Origin of the sequence: Actinomadura litoris, from assembly GCF_009733595.1 — a bacterium.
Classification (GTDB): Bacteria; Actinomycetota; Actinomycetes; order Streptosporangiales; family Streptosporangiaceae; genus Spirillospora; species Spirillospora litoris.
On record NZ_WOFH01000002.1, the window covers coordinates 399,340 to 423,594 of the forward strand.

The 24,255-nt window shown below is 73.6% G+C and carries 23 protein-coding genes and 1 tRNA gene; 9 read left to right on the forward strand and 15 right to left on the reverse strand.

Annotation, left to right across the window (positions count from 1 at the left end; all coding sequences use genetic code 11):
- Window positions 1–4: 4 nt before the first annotated feature.
- Window positions 5–81 (reverse strand) — tRNA-Leu (locus GNZ18_RS06300).
- A gap of 261 nt (window positions 82–342) precedes the next feature.
- Between GNZ18_RS06300 and GNZ18_RS06305 the strand changes: the two genes are divergently transcribed.
- Window positions 343–1,728 (forward strand): NDP-hexose 2,3-dehydratase family protein, encoded by a 1,386-nt coding sequence (locus tag GNZ18_RS06305; protein ID WP_156215220.1) that lies wholly within the window; start codon window positions 343–345, stop codon window positions 1,726–1,728.
- Here GNZ18_RS06305 and rfbB read toward each other — a convergent pair.
- Both rfbB and rfbA read right to left on the reverse strand, forming a co-directional pair.
- Window positions 1,725–2,720 carry a dTDP-glucose 4,6-dehydratase gene (gene rfbB / locus GNZ18_RS06310; RefSeq protein ID WP_312874327.1) on the reverse strand — a complete coding sequence of 332 codons (996 nt, stop codon included), beginning with the start codon at window positions 2,718–2,720 and terminating at the stop codon, window positions 1,725–1,727. The genes GNZ18_RS06305 and rfbB overlap by 4 nt on opposite strands.
- Complete coding sequence (gene rfbA, locus GNZ18_RS06315) at window positions 2,717–3,625, reverse strand: glucose-1-phosphate thymidylyltransferase RfbA (RefSeq protein WP_156215619.1); 909 nt, start codon at window positions 3,623–3,625, stop codon at window positions 2,717–2,719. The genes rfbB and rfbA overlap by 4 nt, the downstream gene beginning before the upstream one ends.
- Window positions 3,626–3,801: 176 nt before the next feature.
- On the opposite strand from rfbA, the gene GNZ18_RS06320 reads away from it, so the two are divergent.
- Complete coding sequence (locus GNZ18_RS06320; protein WP_156215221.1) at window positions 3,802–4,707, forward strand: putative sugar O-methyltransferase; 906 nt, start codon at window positions 3,802–3,804, stop codon at window positions 4,705–4,707.
- Window positions 4,708–4,710: 3 nt separating this feature from the next.
- On the opposite strand, the gene GNZ18_RS06325 is transcribed toward GNZ18_RS06320, so the two are convergent.
- Window positions 4,711–5,115 carry an NUDIX hydrolase gene (locus GNZ18_RS06325; RefSeq protein WP_214618860.1) on the reverse strand — a complete coding sequence of 135 codons (405 nt, stop codon included), beginning with the start codon at window positions 5,113–5,115 and terminating at the stop codon, window positions 4,711–4,713.
- 137 nt (window positions 5,116–5,252) lie between these two features.
- On the opposite strand from GNZ18_RS06325, the gene GNZ18_RS06330 reads away from it, so the two are divergent.
- The gene (locus tag GNZ18_RS06330; RefSeq protein ID WP_246249456.1) at window positions 5,253–6,356 is read left to right on the forward strand and encodes a serine hydrolase domain-containing protein; all 1,104 of its coding nucleotides are present in this window, start codon (window positions 5,253–5,255) and stop codon (window positions 6,354–6,356) included.
- 57 nt (window positions 6,357–6,413) lie between these two features.
- Here GNZ18_RS06330 and GNZ18_RS06335 read toward each other — a convergent pair whose 3' ends face one another.
- From GNZ18_RS06335 to GNZ18_RS06365, 7 genes are all read right to left on the reverse strand, one after another.
- Complete coding sequence (locus tag GNZ18_RS06335) at window positions 6,414–7,124, reverse strand: DUF6082 family protein (RefSeq protein WP_246249457.1); 711 nt, start codon at window positions 7,122–7,124, stop codon at window positions 6,414–6,416.
- Window positions 7,125–7,138: 14 nt separating this feature from the next.
- Complete coding sequence (locus tag GNZ18_RS06340; RefSeq protein WP_156215223.1) at window positions 7,139–7,744, reverse strand: DUF6879 family protein; 606 nt, start codon at window positions 7,742–7,744, stop codon at window positions 7,139–7,141.
- On the reverse strand, window positions 7,737–8,006 hold the full coding sequence (locus GNZ18_RS06345; RefSeq protein WP_312874372.1) for a hypothetical protein: 270 nt from the start codon (window positions 8,004–8,006) through the stop codon (window positions 7,737–7,739). Before GNZ18_RS06345 ends, GNZ18_RS06340 begins: the two co-directional genes overlap by 8 nt.
- Window positions 8,007–8,307: 301 nt before the next feature.
- Entirely contained in the window at window positions 8,308–9,033 is a 726-nt protein-coding gene (locus GNZ18_RS06350) for a DUF899 domain-containing protein (RefSeq protein WP_156215225.1), read from the reverse strand.
- 58 nt (window positions 9,034–9,091) lie between these two features.
- Window positions 9,092–10,030 (reverse strand): J domain-containing protein, encoded by a 939-nt coding sequence (locus tag GNZ18_RS06355; RefSeq protein ID WP_156215227.1) that lies wholly within the window; start codon window positions 10,028–10,030, stop codon window positions 9,092–9,094.
- 7 nt (window positions 10,031–10,037) lie between these two features.
- Window positions 10,038–10,718, reverse strand: a complete 681-nt coding sequence (locus GNZ18_RS06360; RefSeq protein ID WP_156215229.1) for a hypothetical protein — start codon at window positions 10,716–10,718, stop codon at window positions 10,038–10,040.
- 172 nt (window positions 10,719–10,890) lie between these two features.
- Window positions 10,891–12,003, reverse strand: a complete 1,113-nt coding sequence (locus GNZ18_RS06365) for an ROK family transcriptional regulator (protein WP_156215231.1) — start codon at window positions 12,001–12,003, stop codon at window positions 10,891–10,893.
- A gap of 148 nt (window positions 12,004–12,151) precedes the next feature.
- Between GNZ18_RS06365 and edd the strand changes: the two genes are divergently transcribed.
- From edd to eda, 3 genes are read left to right on the forward strand one after another with little or no spacing between them, the layout of a single operon-like run.
- Window positions 12,152–13,966 (forward strand): phosphogluconate dehydratase, encoded by a 1,815-nt coding sequence (edd, locus tag GNZ18_RS06370; protein ID WP_156215233.1) that lies wholly within the window; start codon window positions 12,152–12,154, stop codon window positions 13,964–13,966.
- The gene (gene glk, locus GNZ18_RS06375) at window positions 13,963–15,000 is read left to right on the forward strand and encodes a glucokinase (RefSeq protein ID WP_312874328.1); all 1,038 of its coding nucleotides are present in this window, start codon (window positions 13,963–13,965) and stop codon (window positions 14,998–15,000) included. The genes edd and glk overlap by 4 nt, the downstream gene beginning before the upstream one ends.
- Window positions 14,997–15,647: a bifunctional 4-hydroxy-2-oxoglutarate aldolase/2-dehydro-3-deoxy-phosphogluconate aldolase gene (eda, locus tag GNZ18_RS06380; RefSeq protein ID WP_156215234.1), complete on the forward strand. Its 651-nt coding sequence runs from the start codon at window positions 14,997–14,999 to the stop codon at window positions 15,645–15,647. The genes glk and eda overlap by 4 nt, the downstream gene beginning before the upstream one ends.
- Window positions 15,648–15,666: 19 nt before the next feature.
- Here the strand turns inward: eda and GNZ18_RS40740 are convergent, their stop codons facing one another.
- Complete coding sequence (locus tag GNZ18_RS40740; RefSeq protein ID WP_173390667.1) at window positions 15,667–15,828, reverse strand: hypothetical protein; 162 nt, start codon at window positions 15,826–15,828, stop codon at window positions 15,667–15,669.
- Window positions 15,829–15,900: 72 nt separating this feature from the next.
- On the opposite strand from GNZ18_RS40740, the gene GNZ18_RS06385 reads away from it, so the two are divergent.
- Window positions 15,901–16,854: a LysR family transcriptional regulator gene (locus tag GNZ18_RS06385; protein ID WP_214618868.1), complete on the forward strand. Its 954-nt coding sequence runs from the start codon at window positions 15,901–15,903 to the stop codon at window positions 16,852–16,854.
- 3 nt (window positions 16,855–16,857) lie between these two features.
- Here GNZ18_RS06385 and GNZ18_RS06390 read toward each other — a convergent pair whose 3' ends face one another.
- Entirely contained in the window at window positions 16,858–19,398 is a 2,541-nt protein-coding gene (locus GNZ18_RS06390; RefSeq protein ID WP_173390668.1) for an ABC transporter permease, read from the reverse strand.
- Between the two features lie 144 nt (window positions 19,399–19,542).
- Here GNZ18_RS06390 and GNZ18_RS43555 point away from each other — a divergent pair, with 144 nt between their 5' ends.
- Window positions 19,543–20,829, forward strand: coding sequence for a sensor histidine kinase (locus GNZ18_RS43555; protein WP_216651179.1), 1,287 nt, complete (start codon window positions 19,543–19,545; stop codon window positions 20,827–20,829).
- Here GNZ18_RS43555 and GNZ18_RS06400 read toward each other — a convergent pair.
- Together GNZ18_RS06400 and GNZ18_RS06405 are read right to left on the reverse strand one after the other, a co-directional pair.
- Window positions 20,796–21,299, reverse strand: a complete 504-nt coding sequence (locus GNZ18_RS06400) for a DUF1707 SHOCT-like domain-containing protein (protein ID WP_156215239.1) — start codon at window positions 21,297–21,299, stop codon at window positions 20,796–20,798. The two genes, GNZ18_RS43555 and GNZ18_RS06400, sit on opposite strands and share 34 nt — an antisense overlap.
- Complete coding sequence (locus GNZ18_RS06405) at window positions 21,296–22,078, reverse strand: PadR family transcriptional regulator (protein WP_156215240.1); 783 nt, start codon at window positions 22,076–22,078, stop codon at window positions 21,296–21,298. Before GNZ18_RS06405 ends, GNZ18_RS06400 begins: the two co-directional genes overlap by 4 nt.
- A 188-nt stretch (window positions 22,079–22,266) precedes the next feature.
- On the opposite strand from GNZ18_RS06405, the gene GNZ18_RS06410 reads away from it, so the two are divergent.
- A complete protein-coding gene (locus GNZ18_RS06410; protein ID WP_156215242.1) occupies window positions 22,267–24,252 on the forward strand; it encodes a bifunctional phosphatase PAP2/O-acyltransferase family protein in 1,986 nt (661 codons plus the stop codon).
- The last annotated feature ends 3 nt before the right edge of the window (window positions 24,253–24,255 follow it).

The following is a 24,255-nucleotide window of genomic DNA, read 5'->3' on the forward strand; positions in this document are numbered from 1 at the left end:
GTCGTACCCCGGGTGGGAGTCGAACCCACACTTGACGGATTTTAAGTCCGCTGCCTGGCTACCTGATTGGGCTACCGGGGCTCGGGTATCCCAATTTATTCGACGTCGGCGCAGTGCGGTATCCCCTAATTCGCGGCGCACCTTCCCCCTAGTTTCGTCGGGGTGGCGAAGTGGGGTTCCCCTGGGCGCCCCGAGGCCATTAGCGAGGCTTTAGGAATATCGGGAACAATCCAACGGGTGAAGGAGATTTTCGTTCCGCGAGCTTCGCTGGGCGGCTCAATTCCTCAGTCTCGCGCGGCGGCGCCGCCGCCGCGCCTCGCGGGCCGCCCGAAAGGAACGGAGATGACCGCTCAGATCGCGCTGACCCGGCCGCGGGACGACCAGGGTCTGCCCGCCCGGCTGGCCAGGTCGGCCGCCGCCCGGCACGGCGTGTCGGGGAGCCTGGAGGACTTCCACGCCTGGTTCGCCCGGCGCCGCGCCGCCACCCGCTTCGCGGTGGACCGCATCCCCTTCGGCGGCCTGGACGGCTGGTACTTCCGCGACGACACCGGCGACCTGGTGCACCGCAGCGGCCGGTTCTTCTCCGTCGGCGGCCTGCGGGTGGCGGTGGGCGACCCGCCCACCGCGACCTGGCACCAGCCGATCATCGGCCAGCCGGAGATCGGCATCCTCGGCATCATGGCCAAGGAGTTCGACGGCGTCCTGCACTTCCTGGTCCAGGCCAAGATGGAGCCCGGCAACCCGAACCTGTTACAGCTGTCCCCGAGCGTCCAGGCGACCCGCAGCAACTACACGGGGGTGCACCAGGGGGCGGCCGTCCGGTACCTGGAGTACTTCACCCAGGCGGAGGGCCACCGGGTGCTGTCGGACGTCCTCCAGTCCGAGCACGGGTCCTGGTTCTACCGCAAGCGCAACCGCAACATGGTCGTCGAGGTCTCCGGCGACGTCCCGCCGCACGAGGACTTCCGCTGGCTGACGCTCGGCCAGATCGCCGAGCTGCTGCGCTACGACAACCTCGTCAACATGGACTCGCGGTCCGTCCTCGCGAGCCTGCCCGCCGACGTGACGCCCCGCGCCCTGCACTCCGACACCGAGCTGCTGTCGTGGCTGGCCGCCATGCGGTCGGCGCACTTCGTGCGGACCGAGCGGATCCCGCTGCGGAGCGCCTCGGGCTGGACGCGCGGCGCGGCCTCGATCGACCACGAGCGCGGACGCTACTTCAGCGTCGTCGCGGTGGCGGTGCAGGCGGGCAACCGCGAGGTGGCGCAGTGGACGCAGCCGCTGTTCGAGCCGCGCGGCGAGGGGGTGGTGGCCTTCCTGACCCGCGAGATCGAGGGCGTGCCGCACATCCTCGTCCGGGCCCGCGCGGAGGCCGGGTTCCTGGACACGGTGGAGTTCGGCCCGACCGTCCAGACCATCCCGGAGAACCACGCGCACCTGCCCCCCGAGAAGCACCCGCCTTTCCTGGACGTCGTGTCCGGCGTCCGGCCGGACCGGGTCCGCTACTCGGTGCTCCAGTCGGAGGAGGGCGGCCGGTTCCTGAACGCGGTGAGCCGGTACATGGTGATCGACGCCGACGAGTCGATGGCGCCGCTCGCGCCGCCGTTCGGCTTCCGGTGGGTCTCGCACGGCCAGCTCGCCGAGATGGCGCGGCACGGCCACTACGTCAACGTCCACGCGCGCACGCTGCTCACGTGCCTGAACGCGCTGGCCGCGCGAGCCCGCTAGCGGCCGGCCCGCGCCGCCGCCCCGCGCCGCCTGAGCGGCTCCCACCAGTCGCGGTTGCGCCGGTACCACTCGACGGTCTCGGCCAGGCCGCGCTCCAGGCCGTGCCGGGGGCGGTACCCCAGCTCGGCGCGGGCCTTGTCGTCCCGGACGGCGTAGCGCAGGTCGTGGCCCTTGCGGTCCTCCACGTACCGGACGAGGTCCGCCGGGGCGCCGCAAGCGGCCAGCAGCAGGTCGGTGAGCCGCCGGTTCGTCAGCTCCGTCCCGCCGCCGAGGTTGTAGACCTCGCCCGGCCGCCCCTGCGCGCGCGCGAGGTCGACGCCGAGGCAGTGGTCCTCGACGTGCAGCCAGTCGCGCCGGTTCCGCCCGTCGCCGTACAGCGGGACCTCGCGGCCGTCGAGCAGGTTCGTGACGAACAGCGGGATGATCTTCTCGGGGAACTGCCGGGGCCCGTAGTTGTTGGTGCACCGGGTGACGCGGACGTCCAGGCCGTGGGTGCGGTGGTAGGCCAGGGCGACCAGGTCCGAGGACGCCTTGGAGGCGGCATAGGGGGAGCTGGGGGCGAGCGGGTCGGTCTCGGCGCGCGCGCCGGTCTCCACCGACCCGTACACCTCGTCGGTGGACACGTGCACGAAGCGGTCCACCCCGTGCCGCACCGCCGCGTCCAGCAGCGTCTGGGTGCCCAGCACGTTGGTGCGCACGAAGTCGGCCGCCGCCTCGATCGAGCGGTCCACGTGGGACTCGGCGGCGAAGTGCACGACCTGGTCGGCGCCGGCGGTCAGCGCGTCCACGAGGCCCGCGTCGCAGATGTCGCCGCGGACGAACCGCAGCCGCGCGTCGGCGAGGTCGAGGTTGTCCGGCGACCCGGCGTAGGTGAGCTTGTCCAGGACGGTGATCCGGGTGATCCCCGGGCCCGCGGCCGGGCCGTCGCCGAGCAGCATCCGCACGTAGGCGGAGCCGATGAAACCGGCCGCGCCGGTGACGAGGAGGTTCACGGCGTGCCCTCCCAGGGGGCCGGCGCGGGCGGCCCGCTGTAGGAACGGGCGCAGTCCATCAGGTACCGGCCGTACGGCGAGTTGGCCATCTCCTCCCCCATCCGGTGGCAGTGCTCGGCGTCGATGAAGCCCATGTACAGCGCGACCTCCTCGACGCACCCGATCCGGGTGTTCTGGCGCCGCTGCGCGTCGCGGACGAACAGCGCCGCCTCCAGCAGCGACTCGTGGGTCCCGGTGTCCAGCCAGGTGATCCCGCGGCCCAGCCGGACCAGGTCCGCGCGGCCCTCGGCCAGGTAGGCGCCGAGCACGTCGGTGATCTCCAGTTCGCTGCGCGCGGAGGGGACGAGCCGCTTGGCGACGTCCACGACCCCGCCGTCGAAGAAGTACAGGCCGGGGACGGCCAGGTTGGAGCGGGGGACCGCCGGCTTCTCCTCGATCGCGACGAGCCGCCCCCGCGCGTCCACCTCGGCGACCCCGAACTGCTCGGGATCGGCGACCCGGTGGCCGAACAGCACGCAGCCCCGCAGCCTCCGCGCGCTGTCGCGCAGGAGCGTCGGGAGGTTCGCGCCGTGGAAGAGGTTGTCGCCGAGGATGAGCGCGTTGTCCTCGCCGCCGATGTGGTCGGCGCCGATCCGGAAGGCGTCGGCGATCCCGCGCGGCTCGTCCTGGGCGGCGTACCCGATGGACATCCCGAGCCGCTCGCCGTCGCCGAACAGCCGGCGGAACAGCGGCACCTCGGCGGGCCGGGAAATGATCAGGACATCGGAGATCCCGGCCAGCATCAGCATGGACAGCGGATAGTAGACCATCGGTTTGTCGTAGACCGGGGCGAGCTGTTTCGACCCGACCAGCGACAGGGGGTGTAATCGCGTTCCGTTCCCGCCCGCGAGAATGATCCCCTTCATCATCCGGCACTCTCCTTGAGATCAACTGCTCCGATGATGGACGCTTTTCCCCGCTCGCGGCACCCGTACCCGCGCCCCTTATTTCCGGCGTGCCGCTAGGGGTGCCCGCGGATTTTAGTGGGGCTTTAGCGGAATCTGCGACCATGGGCGGCAGGCATACCGGGGCGGAGGCGAGTATGGACCACAAATTCCAGGCCAGCCGTCAGTGGGAACGGATTCAGGACCATTGGTTCACCGAGGACGTGGCCGTCGACCTGACGAATTTCAGGGCCGACCAGAGGAACTACAAGCTGTCCCTGTGGGATCCGGCGACGAACGGCGTCCGCTACCTGAAGGCCCTGATCTACCAGGTGGGCATGGGCCTGTCCCCGGAGGACTGGGCGCGGATCAGGCGTACGCCCAACCGGGAGCTCGGCGACCCGACCACGGTCCGCTGCGAGGGCGAGCCGCTGTGCATGGACTATCTGCAGGCGACGTTCGAGGTCGGCTTCATCGAGCGGGAGATCGACCTCGCCGGCGCCCGGATCATGGAGATCGGCGCGGGCTACGGGCGCACCTGCCACATGATCATGTCCAACCACGACGTCGCCGCCTACCGCGTGGTCGATCTGCGCAACACGCTCCGGCTGAGCCGCGCCTACCTGCGCAAGGTCCTGGACGACGAGCGGTTCGAGAAGATCGAGTTCGTCGAGGTCGACGAGTTGGACGGCCGGTGGCCCGAGCGCTTCGACCTGTGCCTCAACATCCACTCCATGACCGAGATGCGCCCGGAGACCGTGGGCGCCTACCTCGCGCTGATCGATGAGACCTGCGCGGCGTTCTACGTGAAGAACCCCGTGGGCAAGTACATCGACAAGTCCATGGACGGCTATGTGGCGGGGGAGGAGGCCGTCCGGATGGCGCTGGAGAACGGGCCGCTCAGGAATCTGCTGGACATCCACGACAGCGAGGCGGTGCGGGCGGCGGTGCCCGGCTTCATCGAGGGATACCGTCCCGGCGCCGACTGGGAATGCGTCGCCGACGGGCGCGCCCTGCCGTGGAGCTACCTCTGGGAGGCCGTTTACAAGAAGCGGGACCGCTGATTCTCAGGGGGCCCGGAGGAGGTCGGGCAGGAGCCGCTCGAAGAATTCGCGGTCGCCCTCGAAGACGGGCTCCATTCGCAGGAACTCATTCGGCGTGACCCAACGGACGTCGCTCACCTCGCCGGGATCCATGACCACATCCCCCGTCTCGGCGTCGGCGACCCACCAATGCAGCCGGAACCGCCCGTCGTCGGTCTCCGACTCCCACACCTTCGACAATGGCGTGACGCGGAGGCCCACCTCCTCGTGCACCTCGCGCGCCACCGCGTCCGCCTGGCTTTCCCCTGGCTCCATTTTGCCGCTGAGCGGAGCCCAGTACCCCGACCGCTGGGCCTCGGGCCCGCGCCGGATGACGAGCACCCGCCCGCCCCGCCGCAACACCGCCACGACCGCCTGCGCCTGCCCCACCGGCACCTCCTCTGAACACGCGTCCACCCCCAGTCGACCACAGCGGAGATCCGCAGGGTGCCGGGTGCGGTTTTCCGCAGGGAAGAAGGGCGGCCGACCCCATGGGCCGCGCCGGAAGGGCGTCCTAGCGTTCACCCATGATCAAATTCTTCCGCCGGACGGCGCTCGCGACCGCGGCCCTGGCGGCGTCCGCGGCGCTCACCCCACCCGCCGCGCACGCGGAACGAGCCCCGGCCGGCTACCAGGGGATGCTGGACGACCTGGTGAAGACCAAGGCGGCCACGGCCGTCCTGCTGCGCGTGCGGACCGCGAACGGCGAATGGTCGGGCGCCGCGGGCGTGTCCGACGTCCGCACGGGCCGCCCCGCCGACCCGTCCGGATACTTCCGGATCGGCAGCGTCACCAAGACCTTCGCCGCGACCGTCCTGCTCCAACTCGTCGACGAAGGACGACTCCGGCTGGACGACCCGGTAGCCGAGCACCTGCCCGGCGTCGTCCCCGGCGGCGAGCACATCACGGTGCGCCAGATCCTCCAGCACACCAGCCTGCTGCGCGACTTCATGAGCGACCCCGGCTGGTCCGCCAACCGCTGGCGCGGAGCGGAGCGCTTCCGCAGCTACAGGCCCGACCAACTCCTGGCCCAGGCATTCCGTATCCCCGCCGAGAACCCCCCGAACACCACCTGGAAGTACAGCAACACCAACTACATCGTCGTAGGCCGCCTGATAGAACGACTGACCGGCCGCACCTACGGGTCGGAGGTGCGGCGGCGCGTCCTGCGCCCCCTCCACCTGACCCAGACGAGCGTCCCCGGCAACGACCCCGGCCTCCCGCGCCCCCACGCCCACGGCTACGCCCGCCTGCCCGACGGCCGCACCGTGGACGCCACCTACATGAACCCCTCGATCGACTGGGCGGCAGGCGAGATGATCTCCACCACCCGGGACCTCGCCCGCTACTTCGACGCCCTTCTCACCGGCCGCCTGCTCTCTCCCGCGACCCTCACCGCGATGCGCACCGTCCACCCCACCGACGAAGGCTTCGCCTACGGCCTCGGGCTCCAGCGGTACACACTTCCCTGCGGCGCGACCATGACCGGCCACAGCGGCCAGCTCATCGGCTACACGACCTACGCCCTCCGCTCCGACGACGGCCGCCGGCTGACCCTCTCGATCAACCTGGGCACCGCACCCCCCACCATCGACAAGCTCCACACCCTGGCAACCAAGATCTTCTGCTGACACCGACATCACCCTGAAGAGGCGCCCGCTCCCCGCCCGGCCAAGCTCTCCAGCGCCCTACCTGCGCCGCAGCATCCAGCGGACGAAGGGCAACAGGACCAAGCTTCCGGTGACGGCGCCGGCGACAAGCGGCCAGTTCCGGTGCCGGGCGGAGGCCTCCGCCGGGTCGGGCGGGGGAACGGGAGCCTGCTGGAACTCCTCGTCCAGAATCTGGTGAAAGCGCCGCGCCCGTTTGTTCTCCGACGTGTTCGCGCGGACCTCGCGCGCCTCCCGCCAGAAGGCACGTCCGGGACGTCCGGTGAACATCTCACGAGATATTGCGCGCAGGCGCCTCTCGTTGAGCGCTCCGGTCTGGAACGAGGTCTGCCATTCGGAGACGATCATGTTGATGTACATGAGCTGCCGACGGGCCTTGCGGCTCTCACCCTCGGGCACCGGCCCCCAGGCTTCGTCGAGGTCCGGGTCGTCCATGGCCATCTTCAGCAGTTCGGCGATCGCGGCGCGGCGGGTCTCCTCGCGGGCGATCCTCGTATCGCGCGCCTGGAGGACGAGCGTCGCGACGATGCCGATCAGGGCGAGGACGGCCAGCAGCGCGGACGCGGCGCCGTAGGTCTGGCCGATGAAGCTCAGCCTCTCCCAGCTCGCGGCCGACCCGTCGAACGCGCGCAGTGCCCACGGCGACGCGCCGATCAGCCCGACGATGAGTAACACGCCGAACGAAACGCTGACCACCTTCGCCGTACGGCGCATCGGACGGGCTGAGGGCATTTACCGACGGTACGTCACACAGCGGGCGCCCGGAGGGGGGCGACCTCTCGCCTGAAGAAGTCGAGGAAAGGTTCGCCGCGTTCGTAAAGGGCCTTGATCTCGCCGGCCGCCGCGCTGATCACGTCCGCGTCGGTGATTCGGCGGGCCCCGCAGGGGGTCCAGTCGGGCTCGTACCGGACCTCGTAGAGGACCTCGCTCTCGAAGACGACGACCTCGGGCAGTTGGACGCTGGTTTCGAGGGGCGCGACCTGGTCGGCGGTGAGGACGGTCAGGCCGAAGCCCTCGTCCGCGAGGAGTTTCAGCGCGTGCAGCTCCCACTGGAGGTACGGGCCGATCGGGAGTTCGGCCACCCGGACGCGCCGGATCTCCAGGCCCTGGGCGGCGTTCTGCCGGGCCTCGGTTCTGACGGCCTCGCGGTCCTTCTCCAGCAGTTCCAGGGCGCCGTGCCAGTCACCCGCCATGAACGCCTGCCAACTGGTGTCGCGCGGCTCGCGAAAGACCTGGGAGCGTTCGAGCTTCCAGATCACACCTCGCAGGCCCTCGGCGTGTCGGGCGAAATCCCTGTGATAGGCGGCGCGGTCGAGTGTTTCGCCGTGCGAGGCCGGGATCCGATCAAGCATCGCGGATGTCCGGTTTCGCCGCCGAGAGCATGCGCCCGGAGATGATCACGAGTCGTTCGTCGGAGCCGATGCTCACGCCGGGCGGGAGCCGATCGCTGTAGGCGCCGGTGGCGTCGCGGCCGATAACGGCGATGTCCCCGTTGTCCAGTTCCCAGATCTCGGGGCAGTCCTGCGTGACGCGGCTGTCGCCGACCTCGGCGGCCGTCTTCCCTAATCTCCGATGAAAGCCAACCTCATGATCGGCGTCCCAAGGCCTGGTCACGGTGTCGCCCACTTTCGATCGCCATCCCTTGGAGAAATGCTCTCACTGGATACGCATGGCGACAAGCGTCGCCCCAAACGTCCATCATTGCGCTGGTTGTGGCTGTAAAGCATGAATTGGACGTCCGTAGACCGTACACAAGGGCTCCGTCTCGGCCGAGGGCTGGACGGAAGGGTCGTCGATGTCCGCTCCCATAATGGCACGTGCTAATTGATCTACCTCATTCCCGAGATGGGAGCCTCGCCTTGCATGCGAACATGGGGAGGCCCCGGCGCTGGGGGGCGCCGGGGCCGGGTGCGGGTCAGTGGCAGGAGTGGGTGGGGGAGTCCTCGTAGCGGTCGTGGTGGGCGAATTCGTTCACGTATTTCTGGCGGCCCAGGGGGGTGAAGTCCAGGAAGTGGTAGGTGCCCAGGAGGGCTTCGGGGCCCCGCCCGTAGGTGGAGTAGGTGTGGTAAACGGTCTCGCCGTCGCGGAGGAAGACGCTCAGGCCGTGCGCCTCGCCGCTGGCGAAGCCGGAGAGGCCCTCGTGCTCCAGGGTCTCGGCGTCCTTGTAGTTGTATTCGACCGGGGCGACGGACGCGTCGTTGGAGACGTGGAAGTCGTAGTTGAAGTCGCTCTTGTTGGAGGAGTACCAGGGGACCGTCCAGCCCATGCGCTCCTTGAACGCCTGGATCTTGTCCAGCGGCGCGCGGGAGACCAGGGCGAGGGAGGTGTTGGCGTTGTGCAGGTGCGCGAGGTGCCCGATGTTGTCGGTCACCAGGGAGCAGCTCTGGCAGCCCGCGTCCCAGCCGGGGTCGAACATGAAGTGGTAGACGATCAGCTGGCGGCGGCCCTCGAACAGGTCGGGCAGGCCGGACGGCCCGGTCGGGCCCTCCAGCTCGTACGCCTTGTCGAGCCGCACCATCGGCAGCTCGCGGCGCCGCGCGTGGACGGCGTCCTGCGCCCGGGTGGCCTCCTTCTCCTGCGCGAGCAGCTCCCTGCGCGCGGCCAGCCACTCCTCGCGCGACACGACCTGCGGTAGCGACATCAAGCCTCCCTCGTCGACCTGTCCTTGCCTATGTAGAGACCCCCCGGAGCGGGAAAACTCACCGGCGGAGGAGAGTCCCCGTCGCGGCCTCCGTGACCCCGTCCTCCTTGTAGTAGGTCACCTGGATACGTCCGTCCGTGCTCGGGGTGATGTGCACGTTGCCAACGTCGCAGAGGGACTGTTCATGGGGGAAGACGGTGCGCAGGGTCACCGCCTCCTGCGCATCGGCGACGATCGGTACGGCGGTTCCAGCGCATTCTCCGTGCACGTAGTGGACCTGGCCGTTGTGCTTCCCCTTGCGGAGGGTGAGTTCGATGTCCCAGGTCGAGTCGTCACCGAGGTGCTGGACTATGCCCGTCCAACTGCCCGCGAGCACGCCGGGGACGGGCGCCTCGGGCTCGGGCTCGTCCGAGTGGACGAGCCCCCTCAGGCCGCCGAGGACGACTCCGAAGCCCCAGAGGAAGAGCAGGACGCCGAAAAGGAGCACGCAGCCGAGTCCGAGCCTGGAACCCACCTGATGGCGTGGGGGCGGTCTGTATTGGGGCCACGGCGGCCGGATGTAAGGGGGCGGAACATGAAGGGGCGGGCGCGGCGGGATGTAGGTGGGGGGTGGCGGGGCTGCGCCCGGGGTGGCGTCGGCCCACGGGTCCTGCGGGGCTGAGGGGGGTGTGTCGAAATCCCAGGGGTCCGGTGGGGGCTCGTCTTCCCAGGGGTCGGGTGGGAGGTCGTCCCAGGGGTCGTCGAAGAGTTCCTCGTCCACGGCCGGGGCGTCGCGGAAGGCGTCGTAGGAGGCCCGCCGGTTCAGCAGGACGTCCCGTGCCAGGTTGATAAGGCGTAACTCCTGTTCCGCCTTGGTCCTGGCCGTGTTGTCGGTGAACCTGTCCGGGTGGTGGGTCCGCGCGAGTTTTCGCCAGGCCCTCTGGATCTCCTCGGACGAGGCGTCCGGGGAGACGTGGAGGAGTTCGTAGGCGTCGTGCCCGGAGAGGTCGCCGAACATGGCGCGCCTATCGGCCGATGCGGCGTGCCACCGACGCCCGGTAGCAGGTCAGCGACCAATGTGCCGTCGCGTCGGTGTGGCCGACCGGAATGGTCTTGGTCCCGGTCGCGACGGTCACGTCCTTGGCTCCGGCCAGGAAGAACATGAACATGTCGAGGTGATGGGCGTGGCCTTCGTAATGCCAGTCGTCGCGCAGGATCTTCTGGCCGTCGACGAAGGGCGTCTGGAGGAGTTCCTGGGCGCGCGGCGGAAGGTTGCCGAGAAGGCCCAGCGTGCTCCGTCCAAGGCCCAGGGTGGGGGCGTTCGCGGGGCCGCCGGCGGACGGGCCCGGCGCGTGCGGGTACGGCCTGTGATCCACCCTGACGTGCCGGAGGGAACCGGGCGCGAACTGGAACGAGGAGATCGCGTAGACCGGGCGGCGGTCGGTGCCGACGCGGGGTTCGGCGACGGACAGGCCCGCGTTCCCGAACGCCACGGCGTAAGGGCGCCGCTCGTCGGAGGAGTGGGTGGCCGCGTACCATTCGATGGCGGCTCCGGACAGTTCCGCGAGCCGCTGCCGGATGCGGACTCCGACCATTTCCCAGCATTCGTGGCGAAGGTTGCGGCCCGTGCTCAGGCCCATCTCGCCCGGCTGATGGACGCCCGGCGCGGGCGCGTATCCGACCAGCCCGCTTTCGCGTCGCGCCACTGGTCTACGGGAATGAGACGGAACCACCGGAAAGGATGAGTCCACGCGCAGCCCCCATGCCGTTTTCGAGTACCTGGCGGCCAGGTTAGTAAAAGAAATGCCGAAGGGCTCGGCCGCGCTATTTCGGCCCGCCCTCGCGCGGGTAAACGAACAAGGATGAAAATCGCCGGACTCAGGCGTCGATGGTCTCGGGGGCCAGGGCGCGGGTGAGGACCATCGCGGCGCAGCCGGTCAGGCCCGCGGACTCGCCGAGGCGGCTGGCCTCGATGCGCAGGCTGCGGGTGGCCCAGGACGTGGAGCGCTGGTAGACGACCTCGCGCAGGCCCGCGATGAGCGGGGCGTCGGCGGCGGCGAGGTCGCCGCCGAGGACGACGACGGCGGGGTTGAGGAGGTTGACGGCGGTGGCGACGACCTCGCCGATGCGGCGTCCGGCGGCGCGCAGGAGGGCGACGGTGGGGGCGTCGCCGGAGCGGGCGAGGGCGGCGAGGGCGGGCAGGTCGGCGGCGGGGGAGCGGGCGAGGAGGGCGGTGCCGCCCGCGACGGCCTCGACGCAGTCGAGGTTGCCGCAGCGGCAGGGGAGGCCGCCGCCGTCGGGGATGGGGACGTGCCCGATCTCGCCCGCCGCGCCGAGGGCGCCGCGCTGGATCGCGCCGCCGGCGATCACGCCGGCGCCGATGCCGGTGGAGACCTTGACGAACAGCAGGTCGTCGACGCCGGGGTGGGCGCGGTGCTCGCCGAGGGCGGCGGCGTTCACCTCGTTGTCGAGGTAGGCGGGGACGCCGAAGCGGGCGCGGACCGGGGGGCCGACGGCGACGCCGTCCCAGCGTCCGGCGGTGTGCTCGACGGCGTCGGGGACGCCGAGGCCCGCGCCGCGGACGGTGCCGGGGTCGATGCCCGCCGATTCCAGCAGGGCCGACCACCGGTCGAGCAGGCGGGGCAGCGTCTCGGCGGGGGAGGCGCCCGCCAGCGGGCCCTCGGCGCGGGCGAGGATCGCGCCGGCGAGGTCGCAGACGGCGATCTGGCCGCGCGACTGGCCGAGGTTGGCGACCAGGACGGTGCCTCCGGCGGCGTTGAACTCCAGCCGGGCCGGGGGGCGCCCGCCGGTGGACGGGCCGTCCGCGCGCTCGGTCACCAGGCCGCGGGCGATGAGGCCCGCGACGCGGGACGCGACGGCCGGACGCGAGAGGCCGGTGATGCGGCCCAGTTCGGCGCGGGTGGCGACGCCGTCCTCGCGGATGAGGCGGAGCATGTCCCCGGCCGTGGACGGACGGATGGCTCGCGGCATCCGCTCAGTCAAGCACGTGTCCGTTCTGTGCGTCTAGTTGGCACAATCGAGGGGGTTCTGTAATCCAAAATTCATAAGTCGGGTTGTCCGGGTGACGTATGTCTCGGTAACTTGTGGATCAGTGGTCCCCCTGCTCTGGAGCGTTCTCATGGCTGTGCACCCTGTGCTGGAACGAGTGACCCGACGTGTGGCCGAACGGAGCGCGGGACGGCGCGCCGCCTACCTCGCCCGGATCGAGGAGGCCCGCACCCGGGGCCCGGCCCGCGGCGGCATGGGCTGCGCGAACCTCGCGCACGGGTTCGCGGCCTGCGGCGTCCAGGACAAGCTGTGGCTGCGCGGGAACGTGACACCCAACATCGCGATCGTGTCGGCCTACAACGACATGCTGTCGGCGCACCAGCCGCTGAAGGACTACCCCGACCTGATCAAGGCGGCGATCCGCGCGGCGGGCGGCACCGCCCAGTTCGCCGGGGGCGTGCCCGCGATGTGCGACGGCATCACGCAGGGCCGCGCCGGCATGGAGCTGTCGCTGTTCAGCCGCGACGTGGTCGCGATGGCGACGGCGGTGGCGCTCTCGCACGACATGTTCGACGGCGCGCTGATGCTCGGGGTGTGCGACAAGATCGTCCCGGGGCTGGTGATCGGGGCGCTGTCGTTCGGGCACCTGCCGGTGATCCTCGTGCCCGCCGGGCCGATGGCCTCCGGGCTGCCGAACGCCGACAAGGCGCGGGTCCGCAAGCGGTACGCGGCCGGGGAGATCGGCCGCGACGAGCTGCTCGCGGCCGAGTCCGCGTCCTACCACTCGCCCGGCACCTGCACCTTCTACGGGACGGCGAACTCCAACCAGCTCCTCATGGAGGTCATGGGCCTGCACCTGCCGGGCGCGAGCTTCGTCCCGCCGGGCACCGGGCTGCGCGACGCGCTGACCGAGGCGGCGGCGCGCCGCGTGCTGAAGCTGACCGACCTCGCCGACGAGTACACCCCGATCGGGCAGCTGATGGACGAGCGGGCGCTGGTGAACGGCGTCGTCGCGCTGCTGGCCACCGGCGGGTCCACCAACCACACGCTGCACCTGGTCGCGATGGCCGCCGCCGCCGGGATCGAGTTGACCTGGGACGACTTCGACGAGCTGTCCAAGGTCACGCCGCTGCTGACCCGGCTGTACCCGAACGGCACGGCGGATGTGAACCACTTCCACGCGGCGGGCGGCACCGCGTTCCTCATCGGCGAGCTGATCGACGCCGGGCTCGTGCACGAGGACGCGCGGACGGTCGGCGGCGGCACCCTCGCCGCCTACCGCAGGACCCCGGAGCTGGGGGCGGACGGCAGGGCCGTGTGGCGGGACGCGGCGCCGGAGTCGGGCGACCTCGGCGTCCTGCGCCCGGTGGACGAGCCGTTCGACACCCACGGCGGCCTGCACACCGTGCGCGGGAACCTCGGCCGCGCGGTGGTGAAGGTGTCGGCGGTGCGTCCCGAGCACCGCACGATCGAGGCGCCCGCCCGCGTGTTCGAGACGCAGGAGGCGCTGCACGAGGCGTTCGGCGCGGGGGAGCTGGACCGGGACGTCGTCGCCGTCGTCCGCTACCAGGGCCCGCGCGCCAACGGCATGCCCGAGCTGCACCGGCTGACCCCGCCGCTCGCCGTCCTGCAGGACCGGGGGCACCGGGTCGCGCTGGTCACCGACGGGCGGATGTCGGGCGCGTCGGGCGCGGTCCCGGCCGCGATCCACGTGTCCCCGGAGGCGGCGGCGGGCGGCCCGCTGGCCCGCGTCCGCGACGGGGACGTCGTGCGCCTCGACGCCGACAAGGGCCTGCTGGAGATCCTCGTCCCCGACGAGGAGTTCGAGGCGCGCCCGCCCGAGGGGGCGCCGCCGGGCGACCGGTGGGGCACCGGCCGCGAGCTGTTCGAGTCGTTCCGCCGGGCCGTGGGCCCGGCCGAGCAGGGCGCGGGAGTGTTCGCGTGAGCGCCCCGAAGGGCGGGCCCTGGCTGGTCGCCGACGTGGGCGGCACCAACGCCCGCTTCGCCCTCGTGGACGGCCCGGACGGCGCCCCGGCCGGCGTCGAGTCGCTGCCCACGCGCGAGTTCGCCGGGCTCGCGGAGGCGGCGGCCGCCTACCTGGAGCGGTTCGCGCCGGGCGTGCGGCCGTCGGCGGCGTGCCTGGCGGTGGCCGGGCCGGTCGTCGCGGGCCCCACCGGCGGCGGGACCTACCGGCTGACCAACGCGGGCTGGCCCGCGGGCACCCCCGAGGACGTCCGGCGGCATCTCGGCATCCCGCATCTGGAGATCGTCAACGACTTCGAGGCGCTCGCGCTGGCGCTGCCCCGCCTCGGCCCGGCCGACCTGGTCCCGATCGGCGGGCCGGCGACGCGGCCGGGCGAGGCGGTCGCGCCGCCGCCCGCCGCCGAGGCGCCGATGGCGGTGATGGGCCCGGGGACCGGGCTCGGCGTCGCCGGGCTCATCCCGGTGCCGGGCGGCTGGGTGCAGCTCGCGAGCGAGGGCGGCCAGGTCGACATCCCCGCCGGGACCGACCGCGAGATCGAGGTCATGCGGCTGCTGCGCGCCGAGCGCGGCGCCGCCACCGCCGAGCTGCTGCTGTCGGGGGACGGCCTGTCCCGCATCCACCGCTACCTCGCCGAACTCGACGGCGAGGCGGCCGAGCCGCTGACCGCCGCGCAGATCTCGCGGAACGGCGACGACCCACGCTGCGCGGAGGCCCTCGGCATGTTCTGCGCGCTGCTCGGGTCGCTCGCCGGGAACGTGGCCCTCACGCTGGGCGCGCGCGGGGGGGTCTATCTTGGCGGGGGCATCCTGCCGCGCATCACCGCCGTGCTGACCGGCAGCGCGTTCCGGAGCCGTTTCGAGGCGAAGCCGCCGATGGAGGACTACCTGCGGCCGATCCCGACGGCGCTGATCGTCCACCCCGGCCCGGCGCTCGTCGGCGCCACCGTGCGGCTGGCGGCGAGCCTGCCCGCGACCGAGTACCTGGAGCCCGCATGACCGACACGACCCCCACCGACCTGACCAACGCCGACCTCCTCGGCCTCGCGCCCGTCATCCCCGTCGTGGTGCTGGAGGACGAGGACGCCGCCGTCCCGCTGGCGCGCGCCCTCGTGGAGGGCGGCCTGCCCGCGATCGAGGTGACGCTGCGGACCCCGGCGGCGCTTCCGGCGATCACGCGGATCGCCGCCGAGGTCCCGGACGCGATCGTCGGCGCGGGGACGGTCGTCCGGCCCGAGGACGCCGAGCGGTCGGCGGCGGCGGGCGCCCGGTTCCTGGTCAGCCCCGGCTGCACGCCCCGGCTCCAGGCGGCGATGGTCGCGACGGGCCTGCCGTTCCTGCCCGGCGTCGCCACCGCGTCCGAGGCCGTCGCGCTGCTGGAGGGCGGGATCACGGCGATGAAGTTCTTCCCCGCCGAGGCGGCGGGCGGCCGCGCCTACCTGAAGGCGCTCGGCGGCCCGCTGCCGGACGCCCGGTTCTGCCCGACCGGCGGCGTCACCCCCGGCAACGCCGCCGACTACCTCGCGCTGCCGAACGTCGGCTGCGTCGGCGGGTCGTGGCTGACGCCGGGCGACGCCGTCCGCGCGGGCGACTGGGACCGGATCCGCGCGCTCGCCGCCGACGCCGCCGCCCTCGGGAAGGGCTGACCCCTCCGCCGGCGGGCCCCTACTTCGGCGGGTGGCCGTGGGCGCAGGGGCCGGCGGTGAGCCGCGGGGCCGAGCCGTGCGGGACGAGGTCCATCCGCAGCCGCCCGCAGGCGCAGCGGCTCCAGATGACGGTTCCTTCGCTGGTCACATGGCGGGAGAGGGTGCTGTTCCGCTGGTTCATGCGACCAGTCTCCCGCCGCCGAACGTGCGCGTCTATTTCACGTTTTCGGATCTGATCGTGCAATATGATGACATGATTGATCTGCGGCGGCTGCACCTGCTCCGGCTCGTCCACCAGTACGGGACGGTCACGGCGGCGGCGGAGGCGATGCACCTCACGCCGTCGGCGGTCTCCCACCACCTGCGCGAGCTGGCGCGGGAGCTGGGGGTGGTGCTGCTGGAGCCGCAGGGCCGCCGGGTGCGGCTCACCCCGGCGGCGCACCTGCTGATCGGGCACGCGGACGCGCTGCACGCCCGCTGGGAGGAGGCCCTCTCCGACCTGGAGTCGCACCGCGCCGGGGCCGCCGGGCCGCTGCGCATGTGCGGGTTCACGACGGCGGTCAGCGGGCTGATCGCCCCGGCCGCCGGGAGGCTGACGGCCGCCGACCCCGATCTGGCGATCGAGATCCGCGAGTGCGACACCGACGTCGCGATGGGCCTGCTCGCCGCCGGGGAGACCGACCTCGCCGTGATCGAGCCCACCCCGGAGGCACCGCCGCCCGGCGACCCGCGCTTCGACCGGGAGCCGCTGCTGGAGGAGGCCCTCGACCTGATCGTCCCGGTCGGGCATCCGCTCGCGCGGCGCGGCACGGCCGTGCTGGAGGACGCGGCGTCCGAGGCGTGGATCAGCGTCGAGCCCGACGGCTGCGCCCACCACCAGCAGGTCATGACCTACTGCGCCGCCGCCGGGTTCACGCCCCGGATCGCCCACAACGCCACGACCTGGTCGGTGATCTGGGCGCTGGTCGCCAACGGCCTCGGCGTGTCGCTGGTGCCGAGGCTGGCCGACGGGCAGTCCGGCCAGACCGTCGTCCGGGTGCCGCTGACGGGCGACTCCGTCCCGAAGCGGCGGGTGCTGACGTGCGTCCGCCGGGGGAGCCGCACCCACCCGCTGATCGCCCGCGGCCTGGCCGCGCTGCACGAGGCCGTCCCCGCCCAATGCGATCTCCTCCCCGCCGCGACCCGGGCCGTTCCCGTCGCGAGCTGAGCCTCAGTCGGTCGCGATCGCCTGGAGGATGTCCAGGCGCGCGGCGCGGGCGGCGGGCCAGACGGCGGCGACCACGCCGATGGCCGCGGCGGCCGCGACGCACAGCGCGAGGCGCCCGTAGGGGACGGCGAGCACCTCCATGCCGTCCTCGCCGCCCGCGATCGCCTTCTGCAGGACGACGCCGAGCACGCTCCCGGTCCCGACGCCGAGCACCGCGCCGAACAGCGACACCACGACGGCCTCGTAGCGGATCATGCGGCGGAGCTGGCGGCGCTGCGTGCCGACCGCGCGCAGCAGCCCGATCTCCCGCGTCCGCTCGGTGACCGCGAGCGCGAGCGTGTTGACGATGCCGAGCGCGGCGACCAGCACCGACAGCACCAGCAGCCCGAGGACCAGCGTGAGGAACAGGTCGATCTCGCCCGCCGCGTCGTCCTTGACCTGCGCGCGGTCCTTCAGCTCCAGGTTCGGCCACGGCGCGAGCGCCGACTCCAGCGCCGCCCGCCGGGCACCCGCGACCGTGACCTCGATGCGCTCGATCGGCGCGTCCGGGTCGTGGGCGCGGTACCCGGCCCAGTCGATGATCACCGTGGGCGCGGACGGGGTGAGCGCCGGCCGGTCGGCGTAGATCCCGGCGATGCGGAACGTCCGCCTCGTCCCGTCCTGGTACTCGCCGGGGATCGTGCCGCCGATCCTCCAGCCGCGGTCGCGGGCGACGCTGCGGCCGACCAGCAGGTCCTCCCCGCGTACGGCCGCCGAGCCCTGCTGGAGCGGCAGCCGGAAGTGGGCCAGCAGCTCGCCCGGCGAACCGGCGGTCGCGGCCTGCACGGCGCCCTCCAGCCGGAACCGGGCCGTCCGGACCGGGATCGCCGCGCGGACGCCCGGGACGCGGCCCACCGCCGCCGCCGCGCCCGCCTCGACCGGCGTGACCTGGCTGCGCCCGGTGACCTGGTAGTCGGCGGTCAGCGCGGCCTCCAGCTGCCGGTCGACCGAGGCCGCCAACGACTGGACGATGATCGACACGGTCGCGATGAGCGCCAGCCCGATCGTCAGCGCCGACGCGGTCGCCGACGTCTGCCGGGGGTCGCGGACCGCGTTGCGGGCGCCCATCCGTCCGGCGCCGCCGCCGAACCGCGCGAACGGGCGGGCGAGGACGCGGGCGACCGGGCGGCTCAGCGCGGGCGAGACCACCACGACGCCCGCGAACAGCAGCGCCGCGCCGGTCCCGGCGAGCGTGAGGCCGGACGTCCCGTCCCCCGCGAGCCCGGCCGCGGCCAGGATCCCGCCGACCGCCAGCACCGCGCATCCGCCGAGGGCGCGGCGCCGCAGCGGGCGGGGCGGCGCCGCGTCCTCCCGCAGCGCCGCGACCGGCGGGATCCGCGCCGCGCGCCGCGCCGGGACGAACGCTGCGGCCAGCGCCACCGGCGTCCCCACCAGGTAGGCGGCGAGGACGGCGGACGCGGGCAGCGCGAGCGGCCCGAACGGCAGCTCCTCCCCGCCGGTGACCAGCGTCATCAGCCTGGCGAGCCCGAGCGCGACCACGGCCCCCGCCGCGAGGCCGAGCGTCGAGCCCGCCAGGCCGACCCCGGCCGCCTCGCCGAGGATCGAGCGCGTCACCTGCCCGCGCGAGGCCCCGACGGCGCGCAGCAGCGCCAGCTCCCGGACCCGCCCGCCGACCAGCATCGCGAAGGTGTTGAAGATGATGAACGACCCGACGAACACCGCGATCAGCGCGAAGACCAGCAGGAACGTGCGCATGATCTTGATGATGTCCTTGAGTGGGCCGGCCTGCTCGGCCGCCGCCTCCGCCCCGGTGACGGCCTCGACGCCCGGCGGGAGGACGGCGGCGACCGCGTCCCGCAGGCGCTCCTGGGTGACGCCGCCGTCCGCGTGCACGACGATGCGCTCGTAGGTGCCGGGACGCTGCCCGAGCAGGCGCGGCGCGGCGTCCGGCGCGAACGCGGTCATCGAGATCGAGGAGCCGAGCGCGGAGTCGCCGACCCGGAACAGGCCGGTCAGCCGGAACGTCCGCGTGCCGGACCGCAACGCGACCGTCACCCGGTCGCCGACCCGGTAGCGGGCGTCGCGGGCGGTGGTGGCGTCCATGGCGACCTCGTCCGGCGCGCGCGGCGGCGCCCCGGCGGTCAGGCGGGTCAGCGACAGGTCGCGGTCGCCGCTCCACGCCACCCCGGTCTGCGGCTCCGCCCCGGCGATCCTCCCCTGCCGGTCGACGGCGGCCGCGAACCCGGTGATGACGCCCTCCGCCTTCGCGACACCGGGCGCCCGCCGGACGGCCGCGAGCGCCGACGCGGGCACCGGACGCGGCGCCGCGCGCTCGCCCGGCCCCGTCCGGAACGACTGCCGCGCCCTGACGACCGTGTCCGTCCCGCGCCCGAGGTCGTCGAAGGCGCGGTCGAACGAGCGGCTCAGCGTGGCCGAGAAGATCAGCGTGCCGGAGACGAACGCGACGCCCGCGACGACCGCCACCACCGACAGCAGCAGGCGGGCGCGGTGCGCGGCCAGCCCACGGAATACGAGCTTCACCATCATGGCCACGATTCGACCGGTGCGGGGCGGGGCCGCGGCAGGGCGCATCGTCGCGTCCGCATCCGGGCGGCGCACGACGAACGGCAGGCCGGACCCGACTTTCGTAGGGGTCCCCGGCGGGGCAGGGGTGCGTACGGTGGGCCCGTGCGCCTCACACCGCCGCCCGCGCCCCCCGGACGCGACCTCGCCGCCGACGCCGTGGCCGTGGTGTGCGCGCTGGCGCTGAGCCTCCAGACGGCGGCGGGCCCCGACTCGGTCCTGCGCGGCCACCACGGCGCGACGGCCGCGGTGGTGGCGCTCCCCGCGCTCGCGCTGGCGGTCCGCCGCCGGTTCCCGATGACGGTCGCGTGGCTCACCGCGGCGGTCGCCGCGCTGCTGGACGCCGTCGAGCGCCTCGCGCCCGGCACGCTGCTGCGCGACGGCCCGCCCGGCGCGTTCGACCCGATCGTGTGGTGGCCGCCCGCGCTGCCGTTCGCCGTCTACGCCGCGATGGCCTTCCCCCGCGACGGGGACCGGCCCGTCTGGGCGCGGGCGCTGCCGGTCCTCGCGCTCGTCCCGCTGGTCGGCCTCACCCAGGACGTGATCCCCGACGAGTCGATCAGGCGCGTCTCGGGGCAGGAGACGTCCTCGGTCGAGACGATGGTCTTCCGGAGCATGGCGATGCTGGTCGCGGCGGCGCTGCTCGGCATGTACGTGGCGGCGCGGCGCCGCGTCCTGCAAGGGCTGACCGAGCGGGCCGAGCGCGCCGAGCGGGAGCGGCACCTGCTCGCCGAGCGGGCGCGGGCCGAGGAGCGCGCCCGGCTCGCCGCCGAGATGCACGACGTCGTCGCGCACCGGGTGACGCTGATGGTGCTGCGCGCGGGCGCGCTGCGGGTCAGGGCGCCCGACGAGGAGACCCGCGCCGCCGCCGAGGAGCTGCGCGACGACGGCTGCCACGCGCTGGAGGAGCTGCGCGACGTCATCGGCCTGCTGCGGCGCGGCGCCGGGGCGGCGGGCGCGGCCCCCGCCCCCGCGTCGGGGCCGCTACCCGACCTGTCGGAGCTGGTCGCCGAGTCCGCCGCCGTCGGCGTCCGGGTCGAGCTGGTGGAGCGCGGGGAGCCCGCGCCCGCCTCGCCCGCCGTCGGGCGCACCGCCTACCGGGTCGTCCAGGAGGCGCTGACCAACGCGCGCAAGCACGCGCCGGGCGCCGCCGTCCGGGTGGAGGTCGGCTACCGCTCCGACGGCGTCCGGCTGAGCGTGCTCTGCGCCGCCCCGGAACGGGACCCGGACGCGGCGCTCGCGGCCAGCGGCTCCGGGACGGGCCTCGCCGGGCTCCGCGAGCGCGTCGAGACCGTCGGCGGCACCTTCAGCGCGGGCCCGGCCGGGGACGGGTTCCGCGTCGAGGCGTCGCTGCCCGCCTACGTCCCCCTCCCGACGCCGCCCGCGCCCTGACGGTGCGCGTGGTGGCGGAGGTGCCGGTGCCCCAACGCCATCAGGAGGGCCCGCACCGCCCAGACCGCCAGCGCCACCTGGAGGACGACCAGGAACCCCGGGCCCGGCCCCATCGTGAACGCCAGCACCAGGAACAGCCCGAGCAGCAGCGGGAACGGCGGCCCGTGACGGTGGCGGCCATGGTGGTGGCGGCCGAGGTGGTGGTGGCCGAGGTGGTGCGGCCGGCCCCGGTGGTGACGCGCGGGCGCCGCCTCCGGCACCGCCAGGCCCTGCGGGTCGGGCAGGTCGAGGACGACCGCCCGCAGGTCGCCCCGCGTCCGGGCCGCCAGCGTCGTGCCGAGCCGCTCGTCGAGTTCCTCGCGGTCGAGCCGTCCGGCCGCGAAGTGGTCGTGCAGGGCGACCATGACCGCGTCGCGCTCGGCGTCGCCGACGCGGACGTCGCCGGAGCGGATCCCCTCGGGGGTCGTCACGCCGGCTCCTCACCCGGGCCTTGGGCGGTGGGGCCTTCGGCGGTGGGGCCCGCGTCGGCCCCGCCCGCGCGCGGCTCCTCGCCGGCGAGGACGCGGTACAGGGCGCGCCGGGTCTCGGAGAGGATCTCGGTGGCCCGCCTGACCTGGTCCGGCGTCCCGGAGTGGACGATCTGCATCACCGCCGCGCCCGTCTGCGCGACCTGCCGGAACAGCTCCGGCGCGCCCTCGCCGAAGTCGGGCGCCATCTGCGCCCACGGCTCCTCCAGCTCGTCGGCGTGCTCGGCGACGTAGGCGCCGCCCTCGGCCGTGAGCCGGTAGGTGCGGCGGCCGCCGCCCTCCTCGGCGGTGATCAGCCCCTCGTCCGCGAGCTGCTGGAGCGCCGGGTAGACCGCGCCGGGGCTCGGCTTCCACGCCTCGCCGCTGCGCTCGTTGATCTCCTGGATGATCTGGTAGCCGTTGCGCGGCTCCTCGGCGAGCAGGGCGAGGATCGCCGCGCGGACGTTGCCCTTGGGCGCCTTGCGCCCCCGTCCCCACGGGCCGCGCCCGCCGCCGCGCGCCCAGGGCGGGCGTCCCCCGCCGGGTCCGAAGCCGCCGGGCGGGCCCCACTGCCAGGGCCCGCCGTGCGCGTGCTCATGGCCGTGCCCGTGCCCGTGGCCCGGCCCGAAGCCGTGCTCATGCCCGTGCCCGTGCCGGGACGCCGCGTGCGCGGCCTTCGCGCCGATCGCCGCCGCCGCGAACGCCCAGCGCCAGTCGGGCCCGCTCCGATGCGTCGCTCCCATGGTCACCACCACCTTCTGAGATCTCTCTATGATCTCTCGCGATAGGACAACGATATATCGAAGACGTACGGTTCGGGAAGATGGTTCCCGCGAAAACCGCGCCTCCGGCGCGTCGCGCGGGTCCGCCGGATCCGGGCATGGTCGTCTGACCGGCGGAAATCCTGGGTAACCACCCCTGTGGGGGGACGATGGGGACGGACGAGGCGATGACCGCGCCGGACGCGGTCGTGACCGGGGGCGGCGCGGTCGCGCGCGGGCGCCTGCGGGGCGAGCTGCTGCTGGGCATGGCGGTCTTCGGCCTGTACGCGCTGGTCGTGATGCTGCCGCAGGACGCCAGGGAGCGGGCCGCGCGCGGGCACGGCCGCGCGCTCTACGACCTGGAGCGGGCGCTGCGGCTGGACGTCGAGCGGACGCTGAACGGCTGGCTCGCCGGGCAGCCGGTCTGGCGCGTGCTGGCCAACTACGAGTACGCGATCACCTACATCGCGAGCGCGGTCGCGCTGCTCGCCTGGCTGTACCTGCGGCACCCGGAGCGCTACCGGACGGCGCGCAACGCGTTCCTGCTGATCAACCTGGTCGGGATCGCCTGCTTCGCGCTGTACCCGGTGATGCCGCCGCGGCTGATGCCCGAGCTCGGGTTCGTCGACACGGTCCGGCTGGGCCGCACGTGGGGGTCGTGGGGCTCGCCGATGGTCGAGCACGCCGACCGGTTCGCGGCCGTCCCGTCCCTGCACATGGCCTGGACGCTGTGGGTCGGCGTCGAGCTGGCCCGGGTGTCGGCGCGGCGGTGGGTGCAGTCGGTGAACGCGGTCCACATCCTGCTGACCCTGTATGTGATCATGGCGACCGCCAACCACTACCTGCTGGACGCGCTGGCGGCCGTCCCGCTGGTGGGCTTCGCGGTGTACGCCGCCGAGCGCGCGACCCCGCGCGGCGCGGGCGAGCGGGTCCGCGGGCCCGACGCGTTCTTCCTGGCCGTGGAGACCCCGGAGGCGCCCCAGCACGCCGGGGGGCTGATCGTCCTGGACACCGCGCGGGCGCCGGTGACCCGCGACGACCTGGCCGCCCTGGTCGCCGCGCGGCTGGAGGACCACCCGCGGTTCCGGCAGCGGCTCGCCGACGGCGGCCGGTGGCGGCGGCCGCTCTGGCGCGACGACCCGGCGATCGACTGGGCGTGGCACGTCCAGGAGCGCCGCGTGGACGGCATGGCCGGACTGCGCGCCGTGGTCGCCGCGATCCAGTCCGAGCCGCTGCCCCGCGACCGGCCGCTGTGGCGGATGATCCTGGTGACCGGGGTCGCGCCGGGACGCGACGCGGTCGTGTTCCTCATGCACCACGTCGTCGCCGACGGCGTCGGGGTCGTCGCGCACGCGATGGCGCTCATGGAGCCCTACCCGCTCGACTACGGCGGGACGGGGCGCCGCCGCAGGCCCGTCCAGGAGGCGCTCGCGACGGCGACCGGGCTCGGCCAGCTCGCCGCGGACGCGGCGCGCCCCGCGCGGCTGCCCGCCGCCGGGACGTCCGAGCGCCGGTTCGGCACCCTGCTCGTCCCACTCGACCAGGCCAGGGACGTCGCGCGGCGGCACGGCGCGCGGGTCACCGACGTCGTGCTGTGCGCGGTGGCGGGCGGGCTGCACCGGGTGCTCCGCGAGACGCCGGGCGCCGGCGACTCCTGCCGGGTCGCGGTGCCGCTGATGATGCGCTCACCGGGCGACGGCGCGGAGGGCAACCACACCAGCGCCGTCATGATCGACCTGCCGATCGGCAAGATGCCCGAGGCCGACCGGCTCGCCGAGACCGCCCGGCGCGCCCGCGTGCTGCGGTCGGGGACGCGCCCGCTCGCCGCCTGGTTCGTGATGCGCCAGGCCGGGCGGGTCATGCCCGCCCCGCTGCACGCCCGCTTCGCCCGCTACGCCTACAGCGCCCGGTTCCTCCAGGGCATCGTGTCGAGCCTGCCGGGCCCCGACCGGCTGCTGCGGCTGGCGGGCGCCCCGCTGCTGGAGGTCTACCCGGTGATCCCGCTGGCGCCCGGCGCGCCGCTCGCGGCCGGGGCGCTCGGCGTCGACCGCGACCTGTGCTTCGGCGTCTGCGCCGACCCCGGCCTCGTGGACGACGCCGACCGGATGACGGCCGCCGTCGCGGAGGTCGTCCGCGAACTCCGCGAGGCCGACTAGCCC

What these genes read in the sequence shown, in the direction of transcription:
- edd (WP_156215233.1), top strand. Translation starts at nt 12,152, where the DNA reads ATGGCTGTGCACCCTGTGCTGGAACGAGTGACCCGACGTGTGGCCGAA.
- GNZ18_RS06385 (WP_214618868.1), top strand. Translation starts at nt 15,901, where the DNA reads ATGATTGATCTGCGGCGGCTGCACCTGCTCCGGCTCGTCCACCAGTAC.
- GNZ18_RS06365 (WP_156215231.1), bottom strand. Translation starts at nt 12,003, where the DNA reads ATGCCGCGAGCCATCCGTCCGTCCACGGCCGGGGACATGCTCCGCCTC.
- GNZ18_RS06305 (WP_156215220.1), top strand. Translation starts at nt 343, where the DNA reads ATGACCGCTCAGATCGCGCTGACCCGGCCGCGGGACGACCAGGGTCTG.
- GNZ18_RS06350 (WP_156215225.1), bottom strand. Translation starts at nt 9,033, where the DNA reads ATGTCGCTACCGCAGGTCGTGTCGCGCGAGGAGTGGCTGGCCGCGCGC.
- GNZ18_RS06355 (WP_156215227.1), bottom strand. Translation starts at nt 10,030, where the DNA reads ATGTTCGGCGACCTCTCCGGGCACGACGCCTACGAACTCCTCCACGTC.
- GNZ18_RS06320 (WP_156215221.1), top strand. Translation starts at nt 3,802, where the DNA reads ATGGACCACAAATTCCAGGCCAGCCGTCAGTGGGAACGGATTCAGGAC.
- GNZ18_RS06410 (WP_156215242.1), top strand. Translation starts at nt 22,267, where the DNA reads ATGGGGACGGACGAGGCGATGACCGCGCCGGACGCGGTCGTGACCGGG.
- GNZ18_RS06330 (WP_246249456.1), top strand. Translation starts at nt 5,253, where the DNA reads ATGATCAAATTCTTCCGCCGGACGGCGCTCGCGACCGCGGCCCTGGCG.
- eda (WP_156215234.1), top strand. Translation starts at nt 14,997, where the DNA reads ATGACCGACACGACCCCCACCGACCTGACCAACGCCGACCTCCTCGGC.
- GNZ18_RS06405 (WP_156215240.1), bottom strand. Translation starts at nt 22,078, where the DNA reads ATGGGAGCGACGCATCGGAGCGGGCCCGACTGGCGCTGGGCGTTCGCG.
- GNZ18_RS06390 (WP_173390668.1), bottom strand. Translation starts at nt 19,398, where the DNA reads ATGGTGAAGCTCGTATTCCGTGGGCTGGCCGCGCACCGCGCCCGCCTG.
- GNZ18_RS06335 (WP_246249457.1), bottom strand. Translation starts at nt 7,124, where the DNA reads ATGCCCTCAGCCCGTCCGATGCGCCGTACGGCGAAGGTGGTCAGCGTT.
- GNZ18_RS40740 (WP_173390667.1), bottom strand. Translation starts at nt 15,828, where the DNA reads ATGAACCAGCGGAACAGCACCCTCTCCCGCCATGTGACCAGCGAAGGA.
- GNZ18_RS06340 (WP_156215223.1), bottom strand. Translation starts at nt 7,744, where the DNA reads ATGCTTGATCGGATCCCGGCCTCGCACGGCGAAACACTCGACCGCGCC.
- rfbA (WP_156215619.1), bottom strand. Translation starts at nt 3,625, where the DNA reads ATGAAGGGGATCATTCTCGCGGGCGGGAACGGAACGCGATTACACCCC.